General features: G+C 68.4%; 22 protein-coding genes. 7 read left to right on the top strand and 15 right to left on the bottom strand.

The genetic code is table 11. The features are described from left to right. Nucleotides 1–66 precede the first annotated feature (66 nt). Nucleotides 67–597: an FKBP-type peptidyl-prolyl cis-trans isomerase gene (locus BKK81_RS08850; protein ID WP_071012166.1), complete on the bottom strand. Its 531-nt coding sequence runs from the start codon at nucleotides 595–597 to the stop codon at nucleotides 67–69. 11 nt (nucleotides 598–608) lie between these two features. On the opposite strand from BKK81_RS08850, the gene BKK81_RS08845 reads away from it, so the two are divergent. Both BKK81_RS08845 and BKK81_RS34160 read left to right on the top strand, forming a co-directional pair. Next, nucleotides 609–1,817: a cupin domain-containing protein gene (locus tag BKK81_RS08845; RefSeq protein WP_083384016.1), complete on the top strand. Its 1,209-nt coding sequence runs from the start codon at nucleotides 609–611 to the stop codon at nucleotides 1,815–1,817. A 203-nt stretch (nucleotides 1,818–2,020) separates the two neighbouring features. Further along, the gene (locus BKK81_RS34160; protein WP_083384015.1) at nucleotides 2,021–2,254 is read left to right on the top strand and encodes a hypothetical protein; all 234 of its coding nucleotides are present in this window, start codon (nucleotides 2,021–2,023) and stop codon (nucleotides 2,252–2,254) included. A 102-nt stretch (nucleotides 2,255–2,356) separates the two neighbouring features. Here the strand turns inward: BKK81_RS34160 and BKK81_RS08840 are convergent, their stop codons facing one another. The 8 genes from BKK81_RS08840 to BKK81_RS08805 all read right to left on the bottom strand — a co-directional run bounded on the left by BKK81_RS08840 (nucleotide 2,357) and on the right by BKK81_RS08805 (nucleotide 9,606). Further along, nucleotides 2,357–3,145, bottom strand: coding sequence for an MBL fold metallo-hydrolase (locus BKK81_RS08840; RefSeq protein WP_071012165.1), 789 nt, complete (start codon nucleotides 3,143–3,145; stop codon nucleotides 2,357–2,359). A gap of 51 nt (nucleotides 3,146–3,196) precedes the next feature. Then, entirely contained in the window at nucleotides 3,197–4,402 is a 1,206-nt protein-coding gene (gene bamC / locus BKK81_RS08835) for an outer membrane protein assembly factor BamC (protein ID WP_071012163.1), read from the bottom strand. A 47-nt stretch (nucleotides 4,403–4,449) separates the two neighbouring features. Further along, nucleotides 4,450–5,334, bottom strand: coding sequence for a 4-hydroxy-tetrahydrodipicolinate synthase (dapA, locus tag BKK81_RS08830; RefSeq protein WP_071012162.1), 885 nt, complete (start codon nucleotides 5,332–5,334; stop codon nucleotides 4,450–4,452). 125 nt (nucleotides 5,335–5,459) lie between these two features. Further along, on the bottom strand, nucleotides 5,460–6,056 hold the full coding sequence (locus BKK81_RS08825) for a class I SAM-dependent methyltransferase (RefSeq protein ID WP_071012160.1): 597 nt from the start codon (nucleotides 6,054–6,056) through the stop codon (nucleotides 5,460–5,462). A gap of 14 nt (nucleotides 6,057–6,070) precedes the next feature. Continuing rightward, nucleotides 6,071–7,276: a tryptophan--tRNA ligase gene (locus tag BKK81_RS08820; protein WP_071012158.1), complete on the bottom strand. Its 1,206-nt coding sequence runs from the start codon at nucleotides 7,274–7,276 to the stop codon at nucleotides 6,071–6,073. A 66-nt stretch (nucleotides 7,277–7,342) separates the two neighbouring features. Continuing rightward, the gene (locus BKK81_RS08815; RefSeq protein ID WP_071012156.1) at nucleotides 7,343–8,008 is read right to left on the bottom strand and encodes a site-2 protease family protein; all 666 of its coding nucleotides are present in this window, start codon (nucleotides 8,006–8,008) and stop codon (nucleotides 7,343–7,345) included. 56 nt (nucleotides 8,009–8,064) lie between these two features. Next, nucleotides 8,065–8,688, bottom strand: a complete 624-nt coding sequence (locus BKK81_RS08810) for an L-threonylcarbamoyladenylate synthase (protein ID WP_071012155.1) — start codon at nucleotides 8,686–8,688, stop codon at nucleotides 8,065–8,067. A 72-nt stretch (nucleotides 8,689–8,760) separates the two neighbouring features. Next, nucleotides 8,761–9,606, bottom strand: a complete 846-nt coding sequence (locus BKK81_RS08805; RefSeq protein WP_071012153.1) for a 3',5'-nucleoside bisphosphate phosphatase — start codon at nucleotides 9,604–9,606, stop codon at nucleotides 8,761–8,763. Nucleotides 9,607–9,800: 194 nt separating this feature from the next. Between BKK81_RS08805 and BKK81_RS08800 the strand changes: the two genes are divergently transcribed. Continuing rightward, nucleotides 9,801–10,886 carry an NAD(P)/FAD-dependent oxidoreductase gene (locus BKK81_RS08800; RefSeq protein WP_071012152.1) on the top strand — a complete coding sequence of 362 codons (1,086 nt, stop codon included), beginning with the start codon at nucleotides 9,801–9,803 and terminating at the stop codon, nucleotides 10,884–10,886. 42 nt (nucleotides 10,887–10,928) lie between these two features. Here the strand turns inward: BKK81_RS08800 and BKK81_RS08795 are convergent, their stop codons facing one another. Beyond that, on the bottom strand, nucleotides 10,929–11,822 hold the full coding sequence (locus BKK81_RS08795) for an alpha/beta fold hydrolase (protein ID WP_071012150.1): 894 nt from the start codon (nucleotides 11,820–11,822) through the stop codon (nucleotides 10,929–10,931). Nucleotides 11,823–11,986: 164 nt separating this feature from the next. Here BKK81_RS08795 and BKK81_RS08790 point away from each other — a divergent pair, with 164 nt between their 5' ends. Then, nucleotides 11,987–13,726: an acyl-CoA synthetase gene (locus BKK81_RS08790; protein WP_071012149.1), complete on the top strand. Its 1,740-nt coding sequence runs from the start codon at nucleotides 11,987–11,989 to the stop codon at nucleotides 13,724–13,726. Here the strand turns inward: BKK81_RS08790 and BKK81_RS08785 are convergent. Next, nucleotides 13,723–14,610 (bottom strand): ferritin-like domain-containing protein, encoded by an 888-nt coding sequence (locus BKK81_RS08785; protein WP_083384014.1) that lies wholly within the window; start codon nucleotides 14,608–14,610, stop codon nucleotides 13,723–13,725. The two genes, BKK81_RS08790 and BKK81_RS08785, sit on opposite strands and share 4 nt — an antisense overlap. A 131-nt stretch (nucleotides 14,611–14,741) precedes the next feature. Here BKK81_RS08785 and BKK81_RS08780 point away from each other — a divergent pair, with 131 nt between their 5' ends. The 3 genes from BKK81_RS08780 to BKK81_RS08770 all read left to right on the top strand — a co-directional run bounded on the left by BKK81_RS08780 (nucleotide 14,742) and on the right by BKK81_RS08770 (nucleotide 16,923). Further along, nucleotides 14,742–15,266, top strand: a complete 525-nt coding sequence (locus BKK81_RS08780; RefSeq protein ID WP_071012147.1) for a gamma carbonic anhydrase family protein — start codon at nucleotides 14,742–14,744, stop codon at nucleotides 15,264–15,266. A 46-nt stretch (nucleotides 15,267–15,312) separates the two neighbouring features. Then, the gene (gene hslO, locus BKK81_RS08775) at nucleotides 15,313–16,341 is read left to right on the top strand and encodes an Hsp33 family molecular chaperone HslO (protein WP_071012146.1); all 1,029 of its coding nucleotides are present in this window, start codon (nucleotides 15,313–15,315) and stop codon (nucleotides 16,339–16,341) included. Between the two features lie 78 nt (nucleotides 16,342–16,419). After that, nucleotides 16,420–16,923, top strand: coding sequence for a hypothetical protein (locus BKK81_RS08770; RefSeq protein WP_071012144.1), 504 nt, complete (start codon nucleotides 16,420–16,422; stop codon nucleotides 16,921–16,923). 145 nt (nucleotides 16,924–17,068) lie between these two features. On the opposite strand, the gene ftsB is transcribed toward BKK81_RS08770, so the two are convergent. The 4 genes from ftsB to kdsA form a co-directional block, all read right to left on the bottom strand. After that, a complete protein-coding gene (ftsB, locus tag BKK81_RS08765) occupies nucleotides 17,069–17,410 on the bottom strand; it encodes a cell division protein FtsB (protein WP_071012143.1) in 342 nt (113 codons plus the stop codon). A gap of 111 nt (nucleotides 17,411–17,521) precedes the next feature. After that, a complete protein-coding gene (gene eno, locus BKK81_RS08760; RefSeq protein ID WP_071012141.1) occupies nucleotides 17,522–18,811 on the bottom strand; it encodes a phosphopyruvate hydratase in 1,290 nt (429 codons plus the stop codon). Between the two features lie 106 nt (nucleotides 18,812–18,917). Beyond that, nucleotides 18,918–19,208, bottom strand: coding sequence for a DUF1330 domain-containing protein (locus tag BKK81_RS08755; RefSeq protein WP_071012139.1), 291 nt, complete (start codon nucleotides 19,206–19,208; stop codon nucleotides 18,918–18,920). Between the two features lie 90 nt (nucleotides 19,209–19,298). After that, nucleotides 19,299–20,168: a 3-deoxy-8-phosphooctulonate synthase gene (gene kdsA / locus BKK81_RS08750; RefSeq protein ID WP_071012137.1), complete on the bottom strand. Its 870-nt coding sequence runs from the start codon at nucleotides 20,166–20,168 to the stop codon at nucleotides 19,299–19,301. Nucleotides 20,169–20,183: the final 15 nt, after the last annotated feature.

The following is a 20,183-nucleotide window of genomic DNA, read 5'->3' as shown; positions in this document are numbered from 1 at the left end:
ACCAAAGCAGAAGGCCGGCGCAAGGCCGGCCTTCCCGATCTGGTGGATACGCGCCTTGCGGCGGAATCAATGCAGCGTACGTCCGCCCTCTTCGCCGTCTTCGTCCTCGTCGACCACTTCCACACCCGAGGCGCCATGGGCATGGCCATGCTCGACTTCGTCGGCGGTCGCCTCACGCACTTCCGACACCTTGAGCCAGAAGCGCAGCGCCATGCCGGCCAGCGGGTGGTTGCCGTCCAGCACGACTTTGTCCTCGGCCACGTCGGTGACGGTGTAGATGATGGAATCGTCGTCGTCACCGTCCTCGGGTACGCCCTCGAACTGCATGCCGACTTCGAGCGGCTCCGGGAAACGGTTACGCGGCTCTACCTTGACCAGCTCCGCATCGTAATCGCCGAACGCATCCTCGGGCTCGAGCTGCAACTGGGTCTCGAAGCCTGTGTCGTGGCCGTCCAGCGCTTCCTCGATCTTGGGGAACGTGCCATCATAGCCGCCGTGCAAATAGACCATGGGCTCGTCCGACTCCTCGATCAGATTGCCCTGCGCGTCCGACAGCTTGTACACCACGGACACCACCGTGTTCTTAGCGATTTTCAATTCTTGACTCCATGAACGATTCCGCATTATACGCGCAGGCCCTGCCGCCCGGCCCCATCGACCCGGACGAGCCGCTGGACCTGCTGGGCGGCCTGACGCCGGCTGCCTTCATGCGCGATATCTGGCAACGTAAACCGCTGTTGATTCGACAAGCCGTACCGGGAATCGTGCCCCCGGTATCGGCCGAGTCTCTTCTGGAACTGGCCGATCGCGACGAGGTCGAATCGCGCCTCGTCACGCACTTCCGCAACCGCTGGAAGCTCGAACACGGCCCCTTCGCGGCCGACAACCTGCCCTCGCGCAAGACGCGCCAGTGGACGCTGCTGGTGCAGGGCGTGAATCTCCACAATAATGCAGCCGCCGAGCTGCTGGCGCAATTCCGCTTCGTGCCGGACGCGCGCCTCGACGACCTGATGATCAGCTATGCCACCGACGGTGGCGGCGTGGGCCCGCACTTCGACTCCTACGATGTCTTCCTGCTGCAGGTCTCCGGCCGCCGGCGCTGGCGTATCTCGTCGCAGACCGCGCTGGAGCTGATTCCCGGACTGCCACTCAAGATCCTGGCCGACTTCAGTGCGGAACAGGAATGGGTGCTGGAACCGGGTGACATGCTTTACCTGCCGCCGCAGTATGCGCATGACGGTATCGCCGAAGGCGAGTGCATGACCTGTTCGATCGGATTCCGTGCTCCCGCCTATCGCGAACTTGCCGGCCACTTCCTGGCCTGGCTGTCGGAAACCGTCGAGGACAATGAAGCGTTGTCGGGACGCTACAGCGACGCTGGACAAAACGCCACTGAGCATCCTGCGCAAATGCCCGCCGATCTGGTGCGTGCGGTCAGCACGCGGCTCAAGGCAATGCGCTGGTCCGAGGCCGATGTCTCGGAGTTCCTCGGTGCCCACCTGTCCGAGCCGAAGCCGACCGTCGAATTCCGCGAGCCCTCATCGATCTCCCTGCGAAAATTCGAAAAACTGGCACGAATTCATGGCATCGTGCTGGCTCCTGCCTCGATCGCCCTCTATGATCGTAACCACTTCTTTCTCAACGGCGAGGCCTACGAGCCACCCGCGGAGTTGGCAAAATGGCTGCGCAAGCTGGCGGATCGGCGCAGCCTGAGCGCCGCCGACGTGGCTGCCAGCGCGAATCTTCCCGACCTGATGGAGACATTTCATCACTGGCTGGAGGAAGGCTGGCTGCTGCTGGCGCCAGCAGCACTGTAATAATGCGTAACACTGGAATCCCCAGATTTCCACGCTACACAAGGCGGGAAAACGCGGATATAATCGTCGGCTGGCTAGTACTGTGTACCACTGCATTTGTTGGCACCCGGGAGGGCCTCTATTTTGCAGTACAAGAGCGATAATTACCGGTAATTATTGATCGCCTGGTTGTTTTCCGTCATTACAAAGTTAAAGGACGAACAATGAAGAAGTCTCTCCTGATCGCTTCGCTGCTGGCCGCCGTGGCCCTCGCCGCTTGCGGCAAGAAGGAAGAAGCTGCTGCTCCGGCCGAAGCCTCGGCTCCCGCTGCTGCCGCTCCCGCTGAAGCCGCTTCGGCTCCGGCTGCTGAAGCCTCGGCTCCCGCCGCTGAAGCCTCGGCTCCGGCTGCTGACGCATCGGCTCCCGCCGCTGACGCATCGGCTGCTGCTGGCAAGTAATTCCAGCCAGACGCTGAAAGAAAGAGCCGGCCGCGAGGCCGGCTTTTTTTATTGGGTGCGGGATCGGCGGACGCCTGCCCGCCACCGCACTCCCCGCCCGCCTCAGGCGCGCACCGGCTGCCAGTCCAGGCCCGCCTCCTGATCCGCCACCAGGATCTCCGCCCGCCCCTCCCCCAGCACCCCCGCCAGCGCACTGGTCGCCAGCTCCCGGGTATTGTTCTGCTTGCTCAGGTGCGCCGCCACCACCCGCTCCAGACCATCATGGACGACACAAGCCAGGATCTCGGCCGCCACTTCATTGGCCAGATGGCCGAAGTCGCCCCCGATGCGGCGCTTCAGTGAGGGAGGATAGGCGGAGTTGCGCAGCAGTTCGCGATCATGGTTGCACTCCAGCACAAGTGCATGAACGCCCGACAGCCGCGCCGTGACATAGGGCGTCAGCATGCCGGCGTCGGTCAGCACGCCGAGGCGCGCGTCGCCGTCGCCGAGTACAAACTGCAGTGGCTCGCGCGCGTCGTGCGGCACCGTGTACGGAAGGATCTCGAGATCGCCGACGGCGAAGGGATGATCGGCACCGCAAACCCGCACATCGGCGTGCGCGGCACCACGCAAGTGCGAGGTCGCGAGCCAGGTGCCATGGCTGGTGTAGACCGGCAGCCCATGGCGCGCGGCGAAAGCGTAGGCGGAACCGACGTGATCGCCATGCTCGTGGGTCACCAGCACCGCGTCCAGCTGGTCCGGCTGCACGCTCAGGCGCTCGAGCCGGCGCGCGGTCTCGCGCAGGCCGAAGCCGCAGTCCAGCAGCACGCGCGTGGCCGTTGCCCCCGCACAGGATTCGATCAGCAGCGAATTGCCTTCGCTGCCGCTACCGAGGAAACCGAAGCGCATCATGCCGGCACCTGGCGGTGCCGGCGGGTCGATTGCCGTGCAGGCACGGCCGTCTTAGCGGAGCTGCTCGTCGAGCAGCGACAGGATGCGCTTGCCGATATCGCTGGACTCGGGCTGGCCGGCGTCGTTCAGCACCGTGACCACGGTGCCGGTGCCGTCGCCCTTCAGCGCGACGCGGTACTTCTTCGCCGATTTCGCATCGTTCGGCTTGGTGAACAGCTTGGAGAAGAAGCCCCGGCTGTCGGCAACGTCGCGCGTATCGACATAGCGCACGTAGTACAGGCCTTGCGAGCGGTCGCGATCCTCGACGGTGAAGTTGACGCGATCCAGTGCCAGGCCGACCGCGCGCCAGGCGCGATCGAAGGGCTCGCCCATCTGCAGGGCCTGCACGCCGTTGACCTGGGTCAGCAGGGACTTGCCGCCGGAACCCGGCACATTGACCTCGGCGGCCGCGGCATTGGTGCCGGTGGTCTTCTTGGCCATGGCCTGCGCCTGCTCCTTCTGCACGCCAAGGCGTTGCGCCAGGCGCGCCAGGAAGGTGGCTTCGAGCTCCGGATCGGCCGGGCGCGCGGTCCACACGGTGTTGGACTTGTCGATGCCGGTCAACTGTTCCTGCGCACCGCGGTGGCTGATGTAAACCTCGAGCGTGCCGTTGGCACCGCGCTCGACGCGCGTGCGGAACTTGTCGCGTTCGGAGGTGGAGTACAGGCCGTCGAAGACCTTTCCGATCGTGTTGCGGATGAAGTCCTGCGGGATCTTGGCGCGGTTCTCGGCCCAGTCCGTCTCCATCACACCGGTCTCGGGCGAATCCTGCACCAGCAGGAAGCCATTCTCCTGCCAGAAGCTGCGCAGCGTCTCCCACAGCTGGTCGGCGCGCGTGCCGTTGCTGATCACCAGCCAGCGCTGGTTGCCATCACGCTCCATGCGGATGCCGTTGGCGACCGGCAGCACGTTCTCGGCCGGAGCCTGCTCCTGCACCTTGGTCGCCTGCTTGTAGTCGGACAGCGTCGACGAATTGCCGTCGGCCGCGGTAGCGCCCGGCACCGAGTAGCGGCGATCGCCCTCCAGCTTGGTCAGGTCGGGCGGAACGTCCAGCTTGGGGCCGCGCTTGCTGGAGGCGGCGGACTTATAGTCGATCTTGTCGGGCTGCATCATATCGTTGATGCTGCTGCAGCCGGACACGGCACCGATGGCCAGCAGGGGCACGACCAAGGCGGCGTGGCGCACAGGCAGCGCGCCGCGGTTAAGCTTCAGTTTCATTGACACGCAATCCTAGAGAAGGGAATGACGGCGGGAGACGCGCGTGATCAGGCCAGCAGGCCGGCCGCCGACAACGCCTTGCGCACGGTGTCGTGGTATTGCGGCGAAAGCGGCGTCAGCGGCAGGCGGATGCCACCCGGCATCCGGCCCATCTGCTGGAGCGCCCACTTGACGGGGATCGGGTTGGCTTCGACGAACATCGCCTTGTTCAGGGCGATCAGTTCCATGTGCAGGCGGCGCGCGGTCTGCACATCACCCTTCAGCGCCGCCACGCACATCTCATGCATCTTGCGCGGCGCCACGTTGGCGGTGACCGAGATATTGCCCTGGCCGCCCAGCAGGATCAGCGCCACCGCGGTGGGGTCGTCGCCGCTGTAGATGGAGAAACCGGCCGGCGCTTCGTGGATCAGCTGCGCGGCGCGGTCGATATTGCCCGTGGCTTCCTTGACACCGACGATGCCGGGCACCTGCGCCAGGCGCAGGATGGTGTCGTTGCTCATGTCAGCAACGGTGCGCCCCGGCACGTTGTACAGCAGCACCGGCAGGTCGACCGCTTCCGCGATGGTGCGGAAATGGCGGTACATGCCTTCCTGGGTCGGCTTGTTGTAGTACGGCACGACCTGCAGCGAAGCGTCGGCACCCACCTGCTTGGCGAAGGCGGTCAGCTCGATCGCCTCCTGCGTGGAGTTGCCACCGGTACCGGCGATGATCGGGATGCGCTTGCCGGCCTGCTCCACGGCCACACGGATCAGCTCGCAGTGCTCATCGACGTTGACGGTGGGCGATTCGCCCGTGGTGCCCACGATGACGATGGCGTCGGTGCCTTCGGCCACGTGCCAGTCGATCAGCGCGCGCAGCGCCGGGTAGTCGAGGCTGCCGTCCTCCTGCATCGGGGTGACGATCGCCACGATGCTGCCGGTAATCTGTGTCATAGGAATGGGTTTCTGGAGATGCAAATATTGCGATTGTACCGGATACCACCGGCCCGCCGACCGCGGTTTCGACCGCGCCGCCCCTAGGTAGTTCCCTGCCCGGGCGCGCCGGCCCGGGCTTGGGCTCAGGCCGGCAGCGGATAGCGTGGCGGCCCCGCCGCCCCCTGCTCGCGCGCGGTTTCGCGCACGGCACACAGCCGCTGCACGAACGCCGTTTTCGGCACTTGCAGCAGGCCGTCCTCGTAGCCGACCACGCGCAGGTGTCCATGCACCGCCTCGAGCAGTTCGCCCGGGCGCAGCAGGAAATCGGGATTGGACGGCCTGCCGACGGTCTCGTTGCCGCTGGCGAAGGTCTCGTAGATCAGCACGCCGCCGGGCGCCAGGGCGCCGAGCAGGTGCGGCCACAGCGGCCGGTGCAGGTAGTTGGTGACGACGATGGCATCGAAGGGTGCCTCGCCGGCCAGCGGCCAGTCACCCTGCTCGAGGTCCGCCTGCCTGCCGGCCACGCCGGCCGGCAGCGCGGCCACGGCCTGGGCATCGCGGTCGACACCCAGCACCGTGTGGCCGCGCTGCGCGAACCAGCGCGCATGGCGGCCGCCGCCGCAGGCGAGATCCAGCACCCGCCCGCCCGGCCGCACCAGGTGCGCCCAGCGCGTCACCCAGGACGAGGGTTCGCCCAGGCCCGGGTGGGAGGCGGCCGGCGAGGCGCCAGGGATTGCCATCGTCACGCCGGAGCTCAGCGGTAGCCCAGGCCCATGGCGTCGCGCACTTCGCGCATGGTCTCGCGCGCGACTTCGGAGGCCTTCGCGCAGCCGTGGTCGACGATGTCGCGCAGCAGCGCCGGGTTGTCCATGTATTGCTGCGCCCGCTCCAGCATCGGCTGCTGCTCGCGCAGGATGCCATCGATGACCGGCTGCTTGCACTCGATGCAGCCGATGCCGGCGCTGCGGCAGCCCTTTTCCACCCATTCGCGGGTCGGCTCGTCGGAATAGACCTGGTGCAGTTGCCACACCGGGCAGCGCGCCGGCTCGCCCGCATCGCTGCGGCGCACCCGGGCCGGGTCGGTCGGCATGGTGCGCACTTTCTTCTCGACCGAGTCCTTGGTCTCGCGCATGCGGATGGTATTGCCATAGGACTTCGACATCTTCTGCCCGTCCAGCCCCGGCATGCGCGACGCGGCGGTCAGCAGCGCCTGCGGCTCGACCAGGATGGTGCGGCGCGAGCCGGCCAGGTAGCCCAGCAGCAGTTCGCGGTCGGCCGCCGACAGGCTCTGCGACTGCGCCACCAGGGCGCGGCCCTCCTCCAGCGACTCCTGTGCGCCCTGCTCCTGGAAGGCCTTGCGCAGTTCCAGGAAGGCCTTGGTGCGCTTGCCACCGAGCTTCTTTGCCGCCTCCTGCGCCAGCTCCTCGAAGCCGGGCTGGCGCCCGTACAGGTAGTTGAAGCGGCGCGCGATCTCGCGCGTGATCTCCACGTGCGGCACCTGGTCCTCGCCGACCGGTACCCAGGCGGCGCGATAGATCAGGATATCGGCCGCCTGCAGCAGCGGGTAGCCGAGGAAGCCGTAGGTGGCCAGGTCCTTGTCCTTGAGCTTCTCGATCTGGTCCTTGTAGGTCGGCACGCGCTCCAGCCAGCCCAGCGGCGTGCCCATCGCCAGCAGCGTGAACAGTTCGGCGTGCTCGGGCACGCGGCTCTGGATGAAGAGCGTGGCCTGCTCGGGATCGACCCCGGCGGCCAGCCAGTCGATCAGCATCTCCCATACCGATTGGCCGATCACCTCGGGCGACTCGTAGTGCGTGGTCAGCGCATGCCAGTCCGCGACAAAGTAGAAACAGGGGTGCTGGGCCTGCAGCTGGACCCAGTTCTTCAGCACGCCGTGGTAGTGGCCCAGGTGCAGCGCACCGGTGGGCCGCATGCCGGAGAGAACGCGATCGGGGAACGTCATGATTGTGATGGGGAAGCGATTGATTCGGGAAAGACGCGATGGCTCGCGGCTCGGTGCATCAGTACATCAGTGGATCAAGGCGAGCAGCGGCCGCAGCATCAGCTCGACCAGCGAGCTGAGCAGGTTGACTACCGGGCGCATCCAGACCTGCGTGATGACCCCGGCGGCGACCAGCGCCAGCACGATGAAGATCCCGTAAGGTTCGATGCGCGCGACCGCGTAGGCGATACGCTGCGGCAGCAGCGCGGTCAGCACGCGGCCGCCGTCCAGCGGCGGGACCGGGAACAGGTTGAAGGCCGCCACGACCAGGTTCACCAGCACGCCGGCGCGCGCCATCTCGACGAAGAACGGCTCCTGCACATGCGCCATCAGCAGTCCCAGGGCCATCAGGGCCCACAGGAAGGCCTGCGCCACATTGCTGCCGGGTCCGGCCAGCGCGACCCACATGCCGTGCCAGCGCGGATTGCGCAGGCGGTCGAAGGCGACCGGCACCGGCTTGGCGTAGCCGAACACGAACTGGCCGCCGGTCAGGAAGTACAGCAGCAGCGGCACCGCGATGGTGCCGATGGGGTCGACGTGGCGCAGCGGATTAAGGCTGACGCGTCCCAGCACGTAGGCCGTGTTGTCGCCGAAAAGCTTGGCCACGTAGCCGTGCGCCGCCTCGTGCAGCGTGATAGCGAACAGCACCGGCAGGGCGTAGACCGCGAAAGTCTGGATAAGGGAGGAGTCCATGGAACGCTATTGTACCGGGCGGGCCGGTCGCCCCGGCAGGCGGCCGGCGGGCTGGCTCACAGGCCGAAGCGCGCGATATCACCCCGTCCGGCGCGCACCAGCACGGGCTCGCCGCTGGTCAGGTCGATCACGGTGGAAGGCTGGGCAGGCGCCGGGCCGCCGCAGATGACGAGATCGAGCAGTTTCTCCAGGCGCGCGCGGATCTGCGCCGGATCGTTGAGGGGCACCTCGTCGCCGGGCAGCTGCAGCGTGGCGGACAGCAGCGGCTCGCCCGTCTCCGCCAGCAAGGCCTGCGCGATGGCGTTGTCGGGCACGCGCACGCCGATGGTCTTACGCGACGGATGCGAGAGCCGGCGCGGCACCTCCTTGGTGGCCTCCAGGATGAAGACATAGGCCCCGGGCGTGGCGCCCTTGAGCCAGCGATACTGGCGGTTGTCGACGCGCGCGAAGTTGCCCAGCTCGGACAGGTCGCGGCACATCAACGTCAGGTGGTGCTTGTCGTCGATGCCGCGCAGGCGCCGCAGGCGCTCCACCGCCGTCTTGTCGTCCAGGCGGCAGGCCAGCGCATAGCAGGAATCGGTCGGCAGCGCGACCAGGCCGCCCTGGGCGATGATCTGCGCGGCCTGCTTGATCAGGCGCGGCTGCGGATTGAGCGGGTGAGTATCGAAGAACTGGGACATGGGGGCGATGTCGGCAGGCGCCGGCCGCACTCACGCTGCGCGGCCGCAGTGGCACCGTGGTGGCAATGGCGGCTACCAGTCGTGCCAGACCGGCTTGACCGTGGGGGGCAGCGGCGGCAGCGCGCCGAGCTCGACGCGCCCTTCCCCCGGGCCATGGAAATCCGAACCGCGCGAGGCAAGCAGGCCGTAGCGGCGCGCGACCTCGGCGTAGCGGCGATACTGGTCGGGGGTGTGGCTGCCGGTGACGACCTCGACCGCACCGCCGCCGAGCTGCTTGAACTCGTCGAACAGCGCGTCGTGCTCCAGGTCGGTGTAGTGGTAGCGCCCCGGATGGGCCATCACGGCAATGCCGCCGGCCGCGCGGATCCAGTGCACGGCCTCGGCCAGCGTGGCCCAACGGTGGCCGACGTAGCCCGGCCGCCCTTCCGCCAGGTACTTGTCGAACACCTCGCCGATGTCGGCGCAGTAGCCCTGGTCGACCAGCCAGCGCGCGAAGTGCGTGCGCGAGATCAGGTCGGGGTTGCCGACATAGCGCAGCGCGCCCTCGTAGGCACCGGCGATGCCGATGCCGGCCAGCGCCTCGCTCATGTCGCGCGCGCGGCGTGCGCGACCCGAGCGCGTGTCGTGCAGGCCGTCGATCAGCGCCTGGCAGGCGGGATCGATCTGCAGCCCGACGATATGCACGGTCTGGCTGGCCCAGGTCACGGAAACCTCGACACCGGTCACGTAGCGCATGCCCAGCGCCTCCGCCGCGGCACGCGCCTCGGCCTGGCCACCGACCTCGTCATGATCGGTCAGCGACCAGAGCGCGACACCACCGGCGTGCGCACGCTCGGCGACCACGGCGGGGGCCAGCGTGCCGTCCGAGACGGTGGAATGGCAATGCAGATCGGCGTTGAGGGCGTTGGGATTCAGCATAGGGACATTCTACTCCTGTGATCTGCCGCTGTGATGGCGCAGGCATCGCGCGGCGGGCCGCGAGGTGCGCCGATGCCCCTGCCGCCAATGCTGGCGTGGACGGCCGGCGCCCCGCCAGGCGGTATAGTGGGAGATTGAACGGGCCTCGCGCCCTAACCGTCCCCGAGGCCGCGCCGCGCGCCGGCCGCCACGCCATGCCCGAATCCACCCCTGCTCCCGCCTCCGCCCCGCTTGCCGCCGCTCCGGTACGCACCGATGTCCTGATCATCGGCGCCGGCCCGGTCGGCCTCTTCGCCGCCTTCCAGGCCGGCGTGCTGGGCCTGCAATGCGAGCTGATCGACGTGCTCGACCGCCCCGGCGGCCAGTGCACCGAGCTCTATCCCGAGAAGCCGATCTACGATATTCCCGCCGTGCCCGGCTGCCTCGCGCAGGACCTGGTCGACCGGCTGCTGGAACAATGCGCGCCGTTCGCCTTCCCCATGCATTTCGGCCAGCGCGCCAGCAGCGTGGCGGAAGTCGAGCGCGACGGCCATGCGCGCCTGCTGGTGACGACCGACGGCGGCAAGCAGTTCGACGTGGCGGCGGTGCTGGTCTGCGCCGGCGCCGGCGCCTTCGCGCCGCAGCGGGTCGCGCTGCCGGAAGCGGCCGCGCTCGAGGGGCGCCACCTTCACTACGCCGTGCGTGAGGTGGCACGCTTCGCCGGCAAGCGCGTGGTCGTCGCCGGCGGCGGCGATTCGGCGCTGGACTGGGCCCTGGCGCTGCGCAAGGTGGCGGCGCGCGTCACCTTGCTGCACCGGCGCGATGGCTTCCGTGCCGCAGACGCCAGCGTCGCCGAGATGAAGGCGGCCGTGGCCGCCGGCGAAATGGACTTCGTGATCGGCATGCTGGGGGCCCTGCAGTGCGCGCCCGGCCCGGACGGCGAGCAACTGGCCGCGGTGGAAGTGCGCACGCGCGAGGCGCCGCTGACGCTGCCGGCCGACGAACTGGTGGCCCTGTATGGCCTGGTGACCGAACCCGGCCCGATCGCGCACTGGGACCTGGAGTTGCGCGCCGGCCGCGTGCTGGTCGACACCACCACCTACGAAAGCTCGCGGCGCGGCATCTTCGCCGCCGGTGACATCGCCTACTACCCCAACAAGCAGAAGCTGATCCTGTCCGGCTTCCACGAGGCCGCGCTGGCGCTGCGCCGCGCCTACCACTACGCCTTCCCCGACAAGGCCCTGGTACACGTGCACACCAGCAACAACGCCACGCTCAAGGAAAGGCTCACGCACGCCTGACGGCACCGCTGGCGACGCGCCAGGCTCGGCGTCAGGCAAGCTTCAGGCAAGAAAGTCCTCCACCAGCCGGGCCACCGCTTCCGGCTGGTCGTGATGCAGCATGTGGCCGGCCTCATCCACCACGGCCTCGCGGAAATCGCGGAAGGCAGCGAAGCGCTGCTTGAACTCGGCGATCTCCTGCTTGTGGGCGATATGGCGCAGCGTGGCGGAATCGCGCGCCTCCACGTGCAGCACCGGTGCCTGCACCTCGGCCCAGATCGCCATCACCTCGTCGAGCCGGTACAGCACAGGGTTGACCAGCTTGTGGGCCGGATCGCCGAGGATCTCCCAGCGCCCCGCCTCGTTGCAGCGCGCCCAATGTGCGGCAAGGAAGGCAGCACGCGCGTCGGACAGGCGCGGATTGGTCTTCTGCAGCCGCGCCGCCACGCCTTGCAGGTCGTCGTAAGTACGCATCTCCGGCTGCGCGCGCAACTCGTCCAGCCAGCGCGCATAGCGCCCGGGCGCCTGCTCGGCCCGCGTCGCCGTCATGCCGAAGCCCTCCAGGTCCACCACGCGGCGCACCCGCTGCGGACGGATGCCGGCATACAGGCAGGCCACGTTGGCACCCATGCTGTGTCCGACCAGGTCCACCTGGCCCTGCGGCTGGTAGTGATCGAGCAGCGCCTCGAGGTCGGCCACATAGTCCGGGAACCAGTAGGACCGCGTGCCCGGGTAGCGCGCCGGCCAGTCGCTCAGGCCGAAGCCGCGCCAGTCGGGTGCGACCACGTGCCAGTCGCGCGCGAAGGCATCGACCAGGAACTGGAAGGAAGCCGAGACATCCATCCAGCCATGCAGCAGGAACAGCATGGGCGCGCCCTCCTCGCCCCACTGGCGTACGTGGTATTGCAGCCCGCGCAGCGTGATACATTGCGAGCGCGAGGTTTCTCTGATCGTCATGCTGTCTCCGTGGCGGCCCCGGCCGTCCGCGCGGGAGATCCGGCACCGCCCGGCTGACGCAGGAAGCAAAAAAAAGAACGGTCGTTCTTTTACCGCGATTATAACGGCTCGCCGCCCGGCGTCGTGCGCGGGCCGGCGGGCCTCGGACCGACTGGAGACACCCGATGCCATCCGCCGCCCTGCCGGCCACCCGGCGCGACGACTACGCCGCGCTGCACGAATCGTTCCGCTGGGACGTGCCCGAGACCTTCAACCTGGCCGAGGCATGCTGCACGCGCTGGGCACGCGACCCCGCCACCGCGCAGCGCATCGCCGTCCATGCGGAGCACGAGGACGGCCGGCGCGCGAGCCACAGCTTCGCCGACATCCAGGCCGCCGCCAACCGTCTCTCGCGAGCCCTGCGGGCGCTCGGCGTGGGGCGCGGCGACCGCGTCGCCATCATCCTGCCGCAGCGTATCGAGACCGTGGTCGCGCACATGGCGGTCTACCAGCTGGCCGCCATCGCCATGCCGCTGTCGATGCTGTTCGGCCCCGAGGCCCTGGCCTACCGGCTGGAACACGGCGGCGCGCGCGTGGCCATCGCCGACGAGGGCTCGCTCGACAACCTGCTGGCGGCGCGCGGCGAGTGCGCGGCGCTGGAAACGGTGATCGGCGTCGGCGCGGCCGCCGCCGGGGCCGACCATGGCTGGGAGGCGCTGCTGGCCGCCGGGCCGGCCGACTTCACGCCCGAGCCGACGCGCGCCGACGACGGCGCGGTGCTGATCTACACCAGCGGCACCACCGGCCAGCCCAAGGGCGCGCTGTTGCCGCACCGTGCGCTGCTGGGCAACCTGCCCGGCTTCGTCTGCTCGCAGAGCTGGTACCCGCAGGACGACGACGTGTTCTGGAGCCCGGCCGACTGGGCGTGGACCGGTGGCCTATGGGATGCGCTGATGCCGGCGCTCTACTTCGGCAAACCCATCGTGGGCTACCAGGGTCGCTTCTCGGCCGAGGTCGCCTTCACGCTGCTGGAGCGCTACCAGGTCACCAATACCTTCCTCTTCCCCACCGCGCTCAAGCAGATGATGAAAGCCTGCCCGCGCCCGGCCGAGCGCTACCGGCTGCGGCTGCGCGCGCTGATGAGCGCTGGCGAGGCGGTCGGCGACACCGTCTTCGCCTGGTGCCGCGAGGCCTTCGGCGTCATCGTCAACGAGATGTTCGGGCAGACCGAGATCAACTATGTGGTCGGCAACTGCGCCGCCCAGTACGACGACGGCCGCCTGGGCTGGCCCGCGCGCGCGGGTTCGATGGGCCGGCCCTATCCCGGCCACCGCGTGGCCGTGATCGACGACGACGGCCGGCCCTGCGCCGGCGGCGAGATCGGCGAGGTGGCGGTATGTGCCACCGACCGCGCCGGCCACGCCGACCCGGTCATCTTTCTCGGGTACTGGCGCAACGAGGCAGCGACCGAGGCCAAGTATGCGAGCCACGACGGCCTGCGCTGGTTCCGCACCGGCGACCTGGCGCGCTTCGACGACGACGGTTATCTCTGGTACGAGGGCCGCGCCGACGACGTCTTCAAGTCTTCGGGCTACCGCATCGGCCCCAACGAGATCGAGAACTGCCTGCTCAAGCATCCAGCCGTGTCGAACTGCGCCGTGGTGCCCTCGCCCGACCCCGAGCGCGGCGCCGTGGTCAAGGCCTTCGTGGTGCTGAGCCCCGGCGTGGCGCGCTCGCCCGCGGCCGACGCCGCGCTGGTCGCCGAACTGCAGCAGCACGTGCGCGGCCGTCTCGCCCCCTACGAGTATCCGAAGGCCATCGAGTTCATCGAGCAGTTGCCGATGACCACTACCGGCAAGATCCAGCGGCGCGTGTTGCGGCAACTCGAAGCGGAGCGCGCCGCCACGCCGGCCTCTGCAGACTAATCCTGTTGCGCCGTGAGCCAGGCCAGCTCATCGTCGTCGAAGCCCGCGGCGCGGCGTGCCGGCAGGTTGAATGGCGGCTTGAGGCGCGGCGCGCCATGGTGCGCCGCCAGCTCCGCGTAGCTCGATACCGGGTCGAGCCCGCGCGCCGCGCACAGCCAGCGGAACCAGCGGTTGCCGATAGCCACGTGGCCTACCTCGTCGCGCAGGATGATGTCGAGGATGGCGGCGGCCGCATGGTCTCCCGCCGCCGCCAGGCGCGCACGCACCGCGGGCGACGCATCCAGCCCGCGCGCCTCCAGCGTGCGCGGCACCAGGGCCATGCGCGCCAGCACGTCGCCGGCGGTCTTGTCGGCCATCTCCCATAAGCTGTTGTGGGCGGGGAAATCGCCGTAGGCATGGCCGAGCGTGGCGAGATGGTCGGCCAGCAGCGTGAAGTGCAGGGCCTCCTCGTCGGCTACGCGCAGCCAGTCGCGGTAGTAGGCCGGCGGCATATCGGCGAAGCGCCACACCGCATCCAGCGCCAGGTTGATCGCATTGAATTCGATATGCGACAGCGCATGGATCAGGGTCGCCCGCCCCAGTTCGGTATGGGGCGAGCGGCGTGGCCCGACCTCGCGCGGAGGCACCAGCTCGGGCCGCCGGGGACGGCCGGGGACACCGGCAGGCGCCGGCAGCACGAGTCCGCAGCCGAGTGCGGCATCGGTCTCGGCACTGGCACGCCGGTACAGCTCGCGCGCCGCCGTCGCCTTGGCGCGGGCATCGGTCAGGCAGAGCACGTGGAGAGCCTGCTCGCGCAGGCATGGTCGCCCCGGAGCGGCCGGGGCAATGTGTCCGGCATCGGGTGCACCCGTGGCGCACCGGTCGTTGAGTCGCTGGTCTGGCATCGGCGTAAAATCTCGGCTGCCGCCATTGTAGGGCCGGGCGCGCGCCGCATGCGCCCCCTGCTCTGCTGCAAGGCTCTTTAAAGACGCCGGGCGGCCCCCATCTTTCCCCCAGCCATTGCCCAGGAGACTCCATGGCGCTTTACCAGCTCGGCGACCTCGCCCCCCAGATCGACCCCGACGCCTACGTGGCGGCAGAAGCCACCCTGATCGGCAACGTGACGCTGAAGGCGCGCGCCAGCGTCTGGCCCGGCGTGGTGATCCGCGGCGACAATGAGCCGATCACCGTGGGCGAAGGCAGCAATGTGCAGGAAGGCTCGGTGCTGCACACCGATCCGGGCTGCCCGCTGGACATCGCCGACAACGTGACCATCGGCCACCAGGCGATGCTGCACGGCTGCACCATCGGCGAGGGCTCGCTGATCGGCATCCAGGCGGTGGTGCTGAACCGCGCCGTGATCGGCAAGAACTGCCTGGTCGGCGCCGGTGCGGTGGTGACCGAGGGCAAGGCCTTCCCCGACCGCAGCCTGATCCTCGGCGCGCCCGCCAAGGCGGTACGCGAGCTGAACGACCAGGAAGTGGCCAACCTGTACCGCAACGCGGCGACCTACGCCGAGCGCCAGGCCATGTACAAGACGCAGCTCAAGCGCCTCGACTGAGCCGAGGCCGGGCGCCCAACCCAACCCGTTTGACCGAAGAGTGATTGTGACCGATACCCGCTCCCCAGATACCCTGCAGAAATTCCTGTTCGACGCGGCCCCCGTGCGCGGCGAACTGGTCCGGCTCGAATCCACCTGGCGGGAGGTGCTGGAACGCCAGCACTATCCGGCCCCGGTGCGCCGGCTGCTCGGCGAGATGATGGCGGCGGCGGCGCTGCTGTCGGCCAACCTCAAGTTCAACGGGGCCCTGGTCATGCAGCTGCACGGCGACGGCCCGGTGCGCATGCTGGTGGTCGAGTGCCTGTCCGACCTGAGCCTGCGCGCGACCGCCAAGCTGGCAGAGGATGTCGAGCTGGCCGACGACGCGACCCTCGCCGAACTGGTCAATGTCGGCGGCCGCGGCCGTTTCGCCATCACGCTCGATCCACACGACAAGCTGCCCGGCCAGCAGCCCTACCAGGGCATCGTGCCGCTGGCCGACGAGAACGGGCCACTGGCGTCGATGAGCGAGGTGCTCGAACACTATATGCACAGCTCCGAGCAGCTCGACACGCGGCTCTGGCTGGCAGCCGACGACCAGGTCGCGGCCGGCATGCTGCTGCAGAAGCTGCCCTCCTACGGTGGCACGCTGGAAGCCGGCCATGCGCGCGAAGCGGCCGTGGTCGGCGAGACCGGCGGCGCGCTGGACGGCGTCGGCCAGGCACAGGATCTCGACACCTGGGACCGTGCCTGCCAGCTCGGCGCCACGCTGAAGGCACCGGAACTGCTGGCGGAATCGCCCGACACGCTACTGCGCCGGCTGTTCTGGGAAGACCTGCAGGCGGCCGGCCTGCGCGTGTTCGAGCCGGCGCGCCCGCAGTTCCGCTGCTCCTGCTCGCGCGCCAAGGTGGCCGGCATGCTGCAATCGCTGGGCCGCGAGGAGATCGAAGGCCTGCTGGCCGAACGCGGCGCTGCCGATATCCGCTGCGACTTCTGCGGCCAGCAGTACCACTTCGACGCGGTCGATTGCGCCCAGCTGTTCGCCCCGGCACCGACCGCGACCGGTGCCGGCGACGGTGCCCACCAGCACCACTGAGGCAAACCGCCGCGCCGGCGGAAACCACCGGCGCGGGCATGTGGTCCAACGGGAAGTCGATCCCTTCGAGGCATGACCATGTCCACGCGCTTCCCTCCAGTCCGCCGCTCCGCGCTGCCACCGCTACGGCAAACGCGCCCGCGCGCCAGGGCGGCGGCCCTGGCCGGTATCGCCGCGCTGCTCACCGCCGGCGGCTGCGCCGAACTGCCACGCGACAGCAACGGCTCGCCTCCCACCTATCGCCTGGCCCCCGATGCCGCGACTGGTGCGACTGGTGCGACTGGTGCGACTGGTGCGACTGGTGCGACTGGCGCCACTGGCGTCACCGGCGCGTCTGACGCTGCGCTGACACCGCAGCAGAAGCAGCGTCTCGATGCCCTGAACCAGCAGGTCCTGCGCGAGCAGGAGGCCGCCATCGCGCAAGAACGGCAGGCCGAAGCCCTGGCCCGCTACTATTACGCGCCGGCCCCCGCCTGGAGTGTCTACTACGGCGGCTGGAGCGGCGGCCGCTGGGGCGGCTCGGTCGGCTTCGGCGCACCCGGCTACTGGGGTTGGGGCGGCTATCCGTACGGGTGGTGGTAAGGCTCGACGAGGCGCGGCCGGCGCGAAGCCGGCGCGGATGATCCGCCGGATGGCGGCCGGATGCGCGGGGAAGGCAGCTTGAGGCGGTGAGCAGCCCGGCCGGACGGCGGGCGGGCCCGGAACGGGCGGATGATGCCGGGTCGGCTCAGTGGCGACCGGTGGCGGCCGGCGAGTTGGGCGGCGGCGGCAATGGCGGCGTAGCGCTGACCTTGGGCGGCGGCGCGACGAACTGCACGAAGACTTCGCCATCCTTGACCATGCCCAGTTCGTAGCGGGCCCGCTCCTCGATGGCGCCGGTGCCGTCCTGGAGGTCCTTCACTTCCCCTTCCAGCTTGGCGTTGCGCAGCTTGAGCGCCTGGTTGTGCACGCTCTGTTCCTCGACCTGCTTGTTCAGCTCCCAGACGCGCAGCCAGCCTCCCTTGCCCAGCCAGAGCGGATACTGGATGGCGAGCAACAGCACGAACAACAGCAGCGAAATCAGGCGCATGGAGCGTATGACGCAAAGGCCCGGCAGAAGCCGGGCGAACCGCGGAATGGCAAGGGAGGCCGCCGTCGCGCACGCGTCAAGGACGGCGCACGGCGGCGGCTACCCGGCAGCTTAGCGCAGATTGTAGAACGCGCTCTTGCCGGGGTAGCTGGCCACATCACCGAGATCTTCCTCGATGCGCAGCAGCTGGTTGTACTTCGCGATACGGTCCGAGCGCGACAGCGAGCCGGTCTTGATCTGGCCGGCGTTGGTGCCCACCGCGATGTCGGCGATGGTGCTGTCCTCGGTCTCGCCCGAACGGTGCGAGATCACGGCGGTGTAGCCTGCTCGCTTGGCCATCTCGATCGCGGCGAAGGTCTCGGTCAGGGTGCCGATCTGGTTGATCTTGATCAGGATCGAGTTGCCGATGCCCTTGTCGATGCCTTCCTTCAGGATCTTGGTATTGGTGACGAAGAGGTCGTCGCCCACCAGCTGCACGCGCTTGCCCAGCTTGTCGGTCAGGGTCTTCCAGCCGTCCCAGTCGCCTTCGGCCATGCCGTCCTCGATCGACACGATCGGGAACTTGTCGCACAGGTTGGCCAGGTAGTCGGCGAACTGCTCCGAGCTCAGCTTCAGGCCTTCGCCTTCCAGGTGGTAGACACCCTCGGCTTCACGGTAGAACTCGCTGGCGGCGCAGTCCAGCGCCAGCAGCACGTCGTCGCCCATGCGGTAGCCGGCCTTCTCGACCGCCTGCACGATGGTGTTCAGGCACTCTTCGTTGGAAGCGAAGTTCGGCGCGAAACCGCCTTCGTCGCCCACCGCGGTCGACATGCCCTTGTCGGCCAGGATCTTCTTCAGCGCGTGGAAGATCTCGGCACCGCAGCGCAGCGCTTCGCGGAAGCTGGTCTGCGACACCGGCATGATCATGAATTCCTGGATGTCCAGGCTGTTGTTGGCGTGCGCGCCACCGTTGACGATGTTCATCATCGGCACCGGCATCTGCATCGCGCCCGAACCGCCGAAGTAGCGGTACAGCGGCAGGCCGGCTTCCTCGGCGGCAGCCTTGGCCACGGCCATCGACACGGCCAGCATGGCGTTCGCGCCCAGGCGGCTCTTGTTCTCGGTACCGTCCAGGTCGATCAGGGTGCGGTCCAGGAAGGCTTGTTCGGAAGCGTCCAGGCCCATGATGGCCTCGGAGATCTCGGTGTTGATGTGCTCGACGGCCTTCAGCACGCCCTTGCCCAGGTAACGCGACTTGTCGCCGTCACGCAGCTCGATGGCTTCGCGCGAACCGGTGGAGGCGCCCGACGGCACCGCGGCGCGGCCCATCACGCCCGACTCGAGCAGAACGTCGCATTCCACGGTGGGATTGCCGCGCGAGTCCAGAACCTCGCGACCGATGATATCTACGATTGCACTCATGGATTCCTCTTTGATTGTGGATTCTTTGTACCGCTAGCTGCAAAAGCTGCAAATGCTGGAAACCGGGAAGAGGGCCGCGACAGGCCCGCTTCGGCGCGTCAGGGCTTCAGACGCCCTCGACCACGATCATGTTCATGTGCGCCGCATGCTCACGCGCCTTGCGCGCCGCGCGGTACTCCGCGCTGTCGTGGAAGGCCTTGGCCGCCTCGAAACTGGGGAACTTCAGCACCACCACGCGCGTCGGCGCCCACTGGCCCTCGAGCTGCCCGGTCTGGCCGCCGCGCACCAGCACTTCGGCTCCGTGCACCTGCATGGCATGACTGGAGAGCACCTTGTACTCCTCGTACTGCTGGGGGTCCGTGACGTCGACGTAGGCGATGATATAGCCTGCGGCCATGATCTATCTCCGATGATTTCGTATTGTCTTTCGATACCTGCCGTCACCGCCGGCCCCGCAAGGAGAACCGGCGGCGAGGCCTGGCGTCGGTCAGGCGCAGGCGGGCCAGCCGAAATTGTCTTCCAGGAAGCCGGCGCGCTTGGTCAGCGCATCCAGGTCTCTCAGCACCGAGAGCAACTCCTTCATGCGCGACAGCGGCACGGCATTGGGGCCGTCCGACAGCGCCTTGGCGGGGTCCGGATGCGTTTCCATGAACAGCCCGGCCACGCCGGTGGCCACGGCAGCGCGCGACAGCACCGGCACGAACTCGCGCTGGCCGCCCGAACTGGTGCCCTGCCCGCCCGGCAACTGCACCGAGTGGGTCGCGTCGAACACGACGGGGGCACCCGTCTCACGCATGATCGCCAGCGAGCGCATGTCCGAGACGAGGTTGTTGTAGCCGAAGGACACGCCGCGCTCGCAGGCCATGAAGCTGTCTTCGGGCAGGCCTGCCTCGCGGGCGGCCTCGCGCGCCTTGTCGATGACATTCTTCATGTCATGCGGCGCCAGGAACTGGCCCTTCTTGATGTTGACGGGCTTGCCGCTCTGCGCGCAGGCACGGATGAAATCCGTCTGACGGCACAGGAAGGCCGGCGTCTGCAGCACGTCGACCACGGCCGCGACCGGCTTGATCTCCTCGATCTCGTGCACGTCGGTCAGCACCGGCACGCCGATCTCGCGCTTGACCGTGGCCAGGATCTCCAGTCCCTTCTCCATGCCCAGTCCGCGGAAGGACTTGCCCGACGAGCGGTTGGCCTTGTCGAACGAGGACTTGTAGATAAAAGGAATGCCCAGCTCGCCGGTGATCTCCTTGAGTGCACCGGCGGTGTCCAGCGCCATCTGCTGCGACTCGATCACGCAGGGCCCGGCAATCAGGAAGAAGGGCTGCTCGAGCCCGGCTTCGAATCCGCAGAGTTTCATCGCTCTCTCCTGCCT

Source organism: Cupriavidus sp. USMAHM13, from assembly GCF_001854285.1.
Taxonomy (GTDB): domain Bacteria; phylum Pseudomonadota; class Gammaproteobacteria; order Burkholderiales; family Burkholderiaceae; genus Cupriavidus; species Cupriavidus malaysiensis.
The sequence above is the reverse complement of the archived record's forward strand: the minus strand, read 5'-3'. Positions and strand labels throughout refer to the sequence as shown.

What these genes read in the sequence shown, in the direction of transcription:
- eno (WP_071012141.1), bottom strand. Translation starts at nt 18,811, where the DNA reads ATGAGTGCAATCGTAGATATCATCGGTCGCGAGGTTCTGGACTCGCGC.
- BKK81_RS08755 (WP_071012139.1), bottom strand. Translation starts at nt 19,208, where the DNA reads ATGGCCGCAGGCTATATCATCGCCTACGTCGACGTCACGGACCCCCAG.
- BKK81_RS34160 (WP_083384015.1), top strand. Translation starts at nt 2,021, where the DNA reads ATGAAGAAGTCTCTCCTGATCGCTTCGCTGCTGGCCGCCGTGGCCCTC.
- ftsB (WP_071012143.1), bottom strand. Translation starts at nt 17,410, where the DNA reads ATGCGCCTGATTTCGCTGCTGTTGTTCGTGCTGTTGCTCGCCATCCAG.
- bamC (WP_071012163.1), bottom strand. Translation starts at nt 4,402, where the DNA reads ATGAAACTGAAGCTTAACCGCGGCGCGCTGCCTGTGCGCCACGCCGCC.
- BKK81_RS08800 (WP_071012152.1), top strand. Translation starts at nt 9,801, where the DNA reads ATGCCCGAATCCACCCCTGCTCCCGCCTCCGCCCCGCTTGCCGCCGCT.
- BKK81_RS08795 (WP_071012150.1), bottom strand. Translation starts at nt 11,822, where the DNA reads ATGACGATCAGAGAAACCTCGCGCTCGCAATGTATCACGCTGCGCGGG.
- BKK81_RS08805 (WP_071012153.1), bottom strand. Translation starts at nt 9,606, where the DNA reads ATGCTGAATCCCAACGCCCTCAACGCCGATCTGCATTGCCATTCCACC.
- BKK81_RS08810 (WP_071012155.1), bottom strand. Translation starts at nt 8,688, where the DNA reads ATGTCCCAGTTCTTCGATACTCACCCGCTCAATCCGCAGCCGCGCCTG.
- dapA (WP_071012162.1), bottom strand. Translation starts at nt 5,334, where the DNA reads ATGACACAGATTACCGGCAGCATCGTGGCGATCGTCACCCCGATGCAG.
- kdsA (WP_071012137.1), bottom strand. Translation starts at nt 20,168, where the DNA reads ATGAAACTCTGCGGATTCGAAGCCGGGCTCGAGCAGCCCTTCTTCCTG.
- BKK81_RS08825 (WP_071012160.1), bottom strand. Translation starts at nt 6,056, where the DNA reads ATGGCAATCCCTGGCGCCTCGCCGGCCGCCTCCCACCCGGGCCTGGGC.
- BKK81_RS08845 (WP_083384016.1), top strand. Translation starts at nt 609, where the DNA reads ATGAACGATTCCGCATTATACGCGCAGGCCCTGCCGCCCGGCCCCATC.
- BKK81_RS08820 (WP_071012158.1), bottom strand. Translation starts at nt 7,276, where the DNA reads ATGACGTTCCCCGATCGCGTTCTCTCCGGCATGCGGCCCACCGGTGCG.
- BKK81_RS08790 (WP_071012149.1), top strand. Translation starts at nt 11,987, where the DNA reads ATGCCATCCGCCGCCCTGCCGGCCACCCGGCGCGACGACTACGCCGCG.
- BKK81_RS08840 (WP_071012165.1), bottom strand. Translation starts at nt 3,145, where the DNA reads ATGATGCGCTTCGGTTTCCTCGGTAGCGGCAGCGAAGGCAATTCGCTG.
- BKK81_RS08785 (WP_083384014.1), bottom strand. Translation starts at nt 14,610, where the DNA reads ATGCCAGACCAGCGACTCAACGACCGGTGCGCCACGGGTGCACCCGAT.
- BKK81_RS08815 (WP_071012156.1), bottom strand. Translation starts at nt 8,008, where the DNA reads ATGGACTCCTCCCTTATCCAGACTTTCGCGGTCTACGCCCTGCCGGTG.
- BKK81_RS08770 (WP_071012144.1), top strand. Translation starts at nt 16,420, where the DNA reads ATGTCCACGCGCTTCCCTCCAGTCCGCCGCTCCGCGCTGCCACCGCTA.
- BKK81_RS08780 (WP_071012147.1), top strand. Translation starts at nt 14,742, where the DNA reads ATGGCGCTTTACCAGCTCGGCGACCTCGCCCCCCAGATCGACCCCGAC.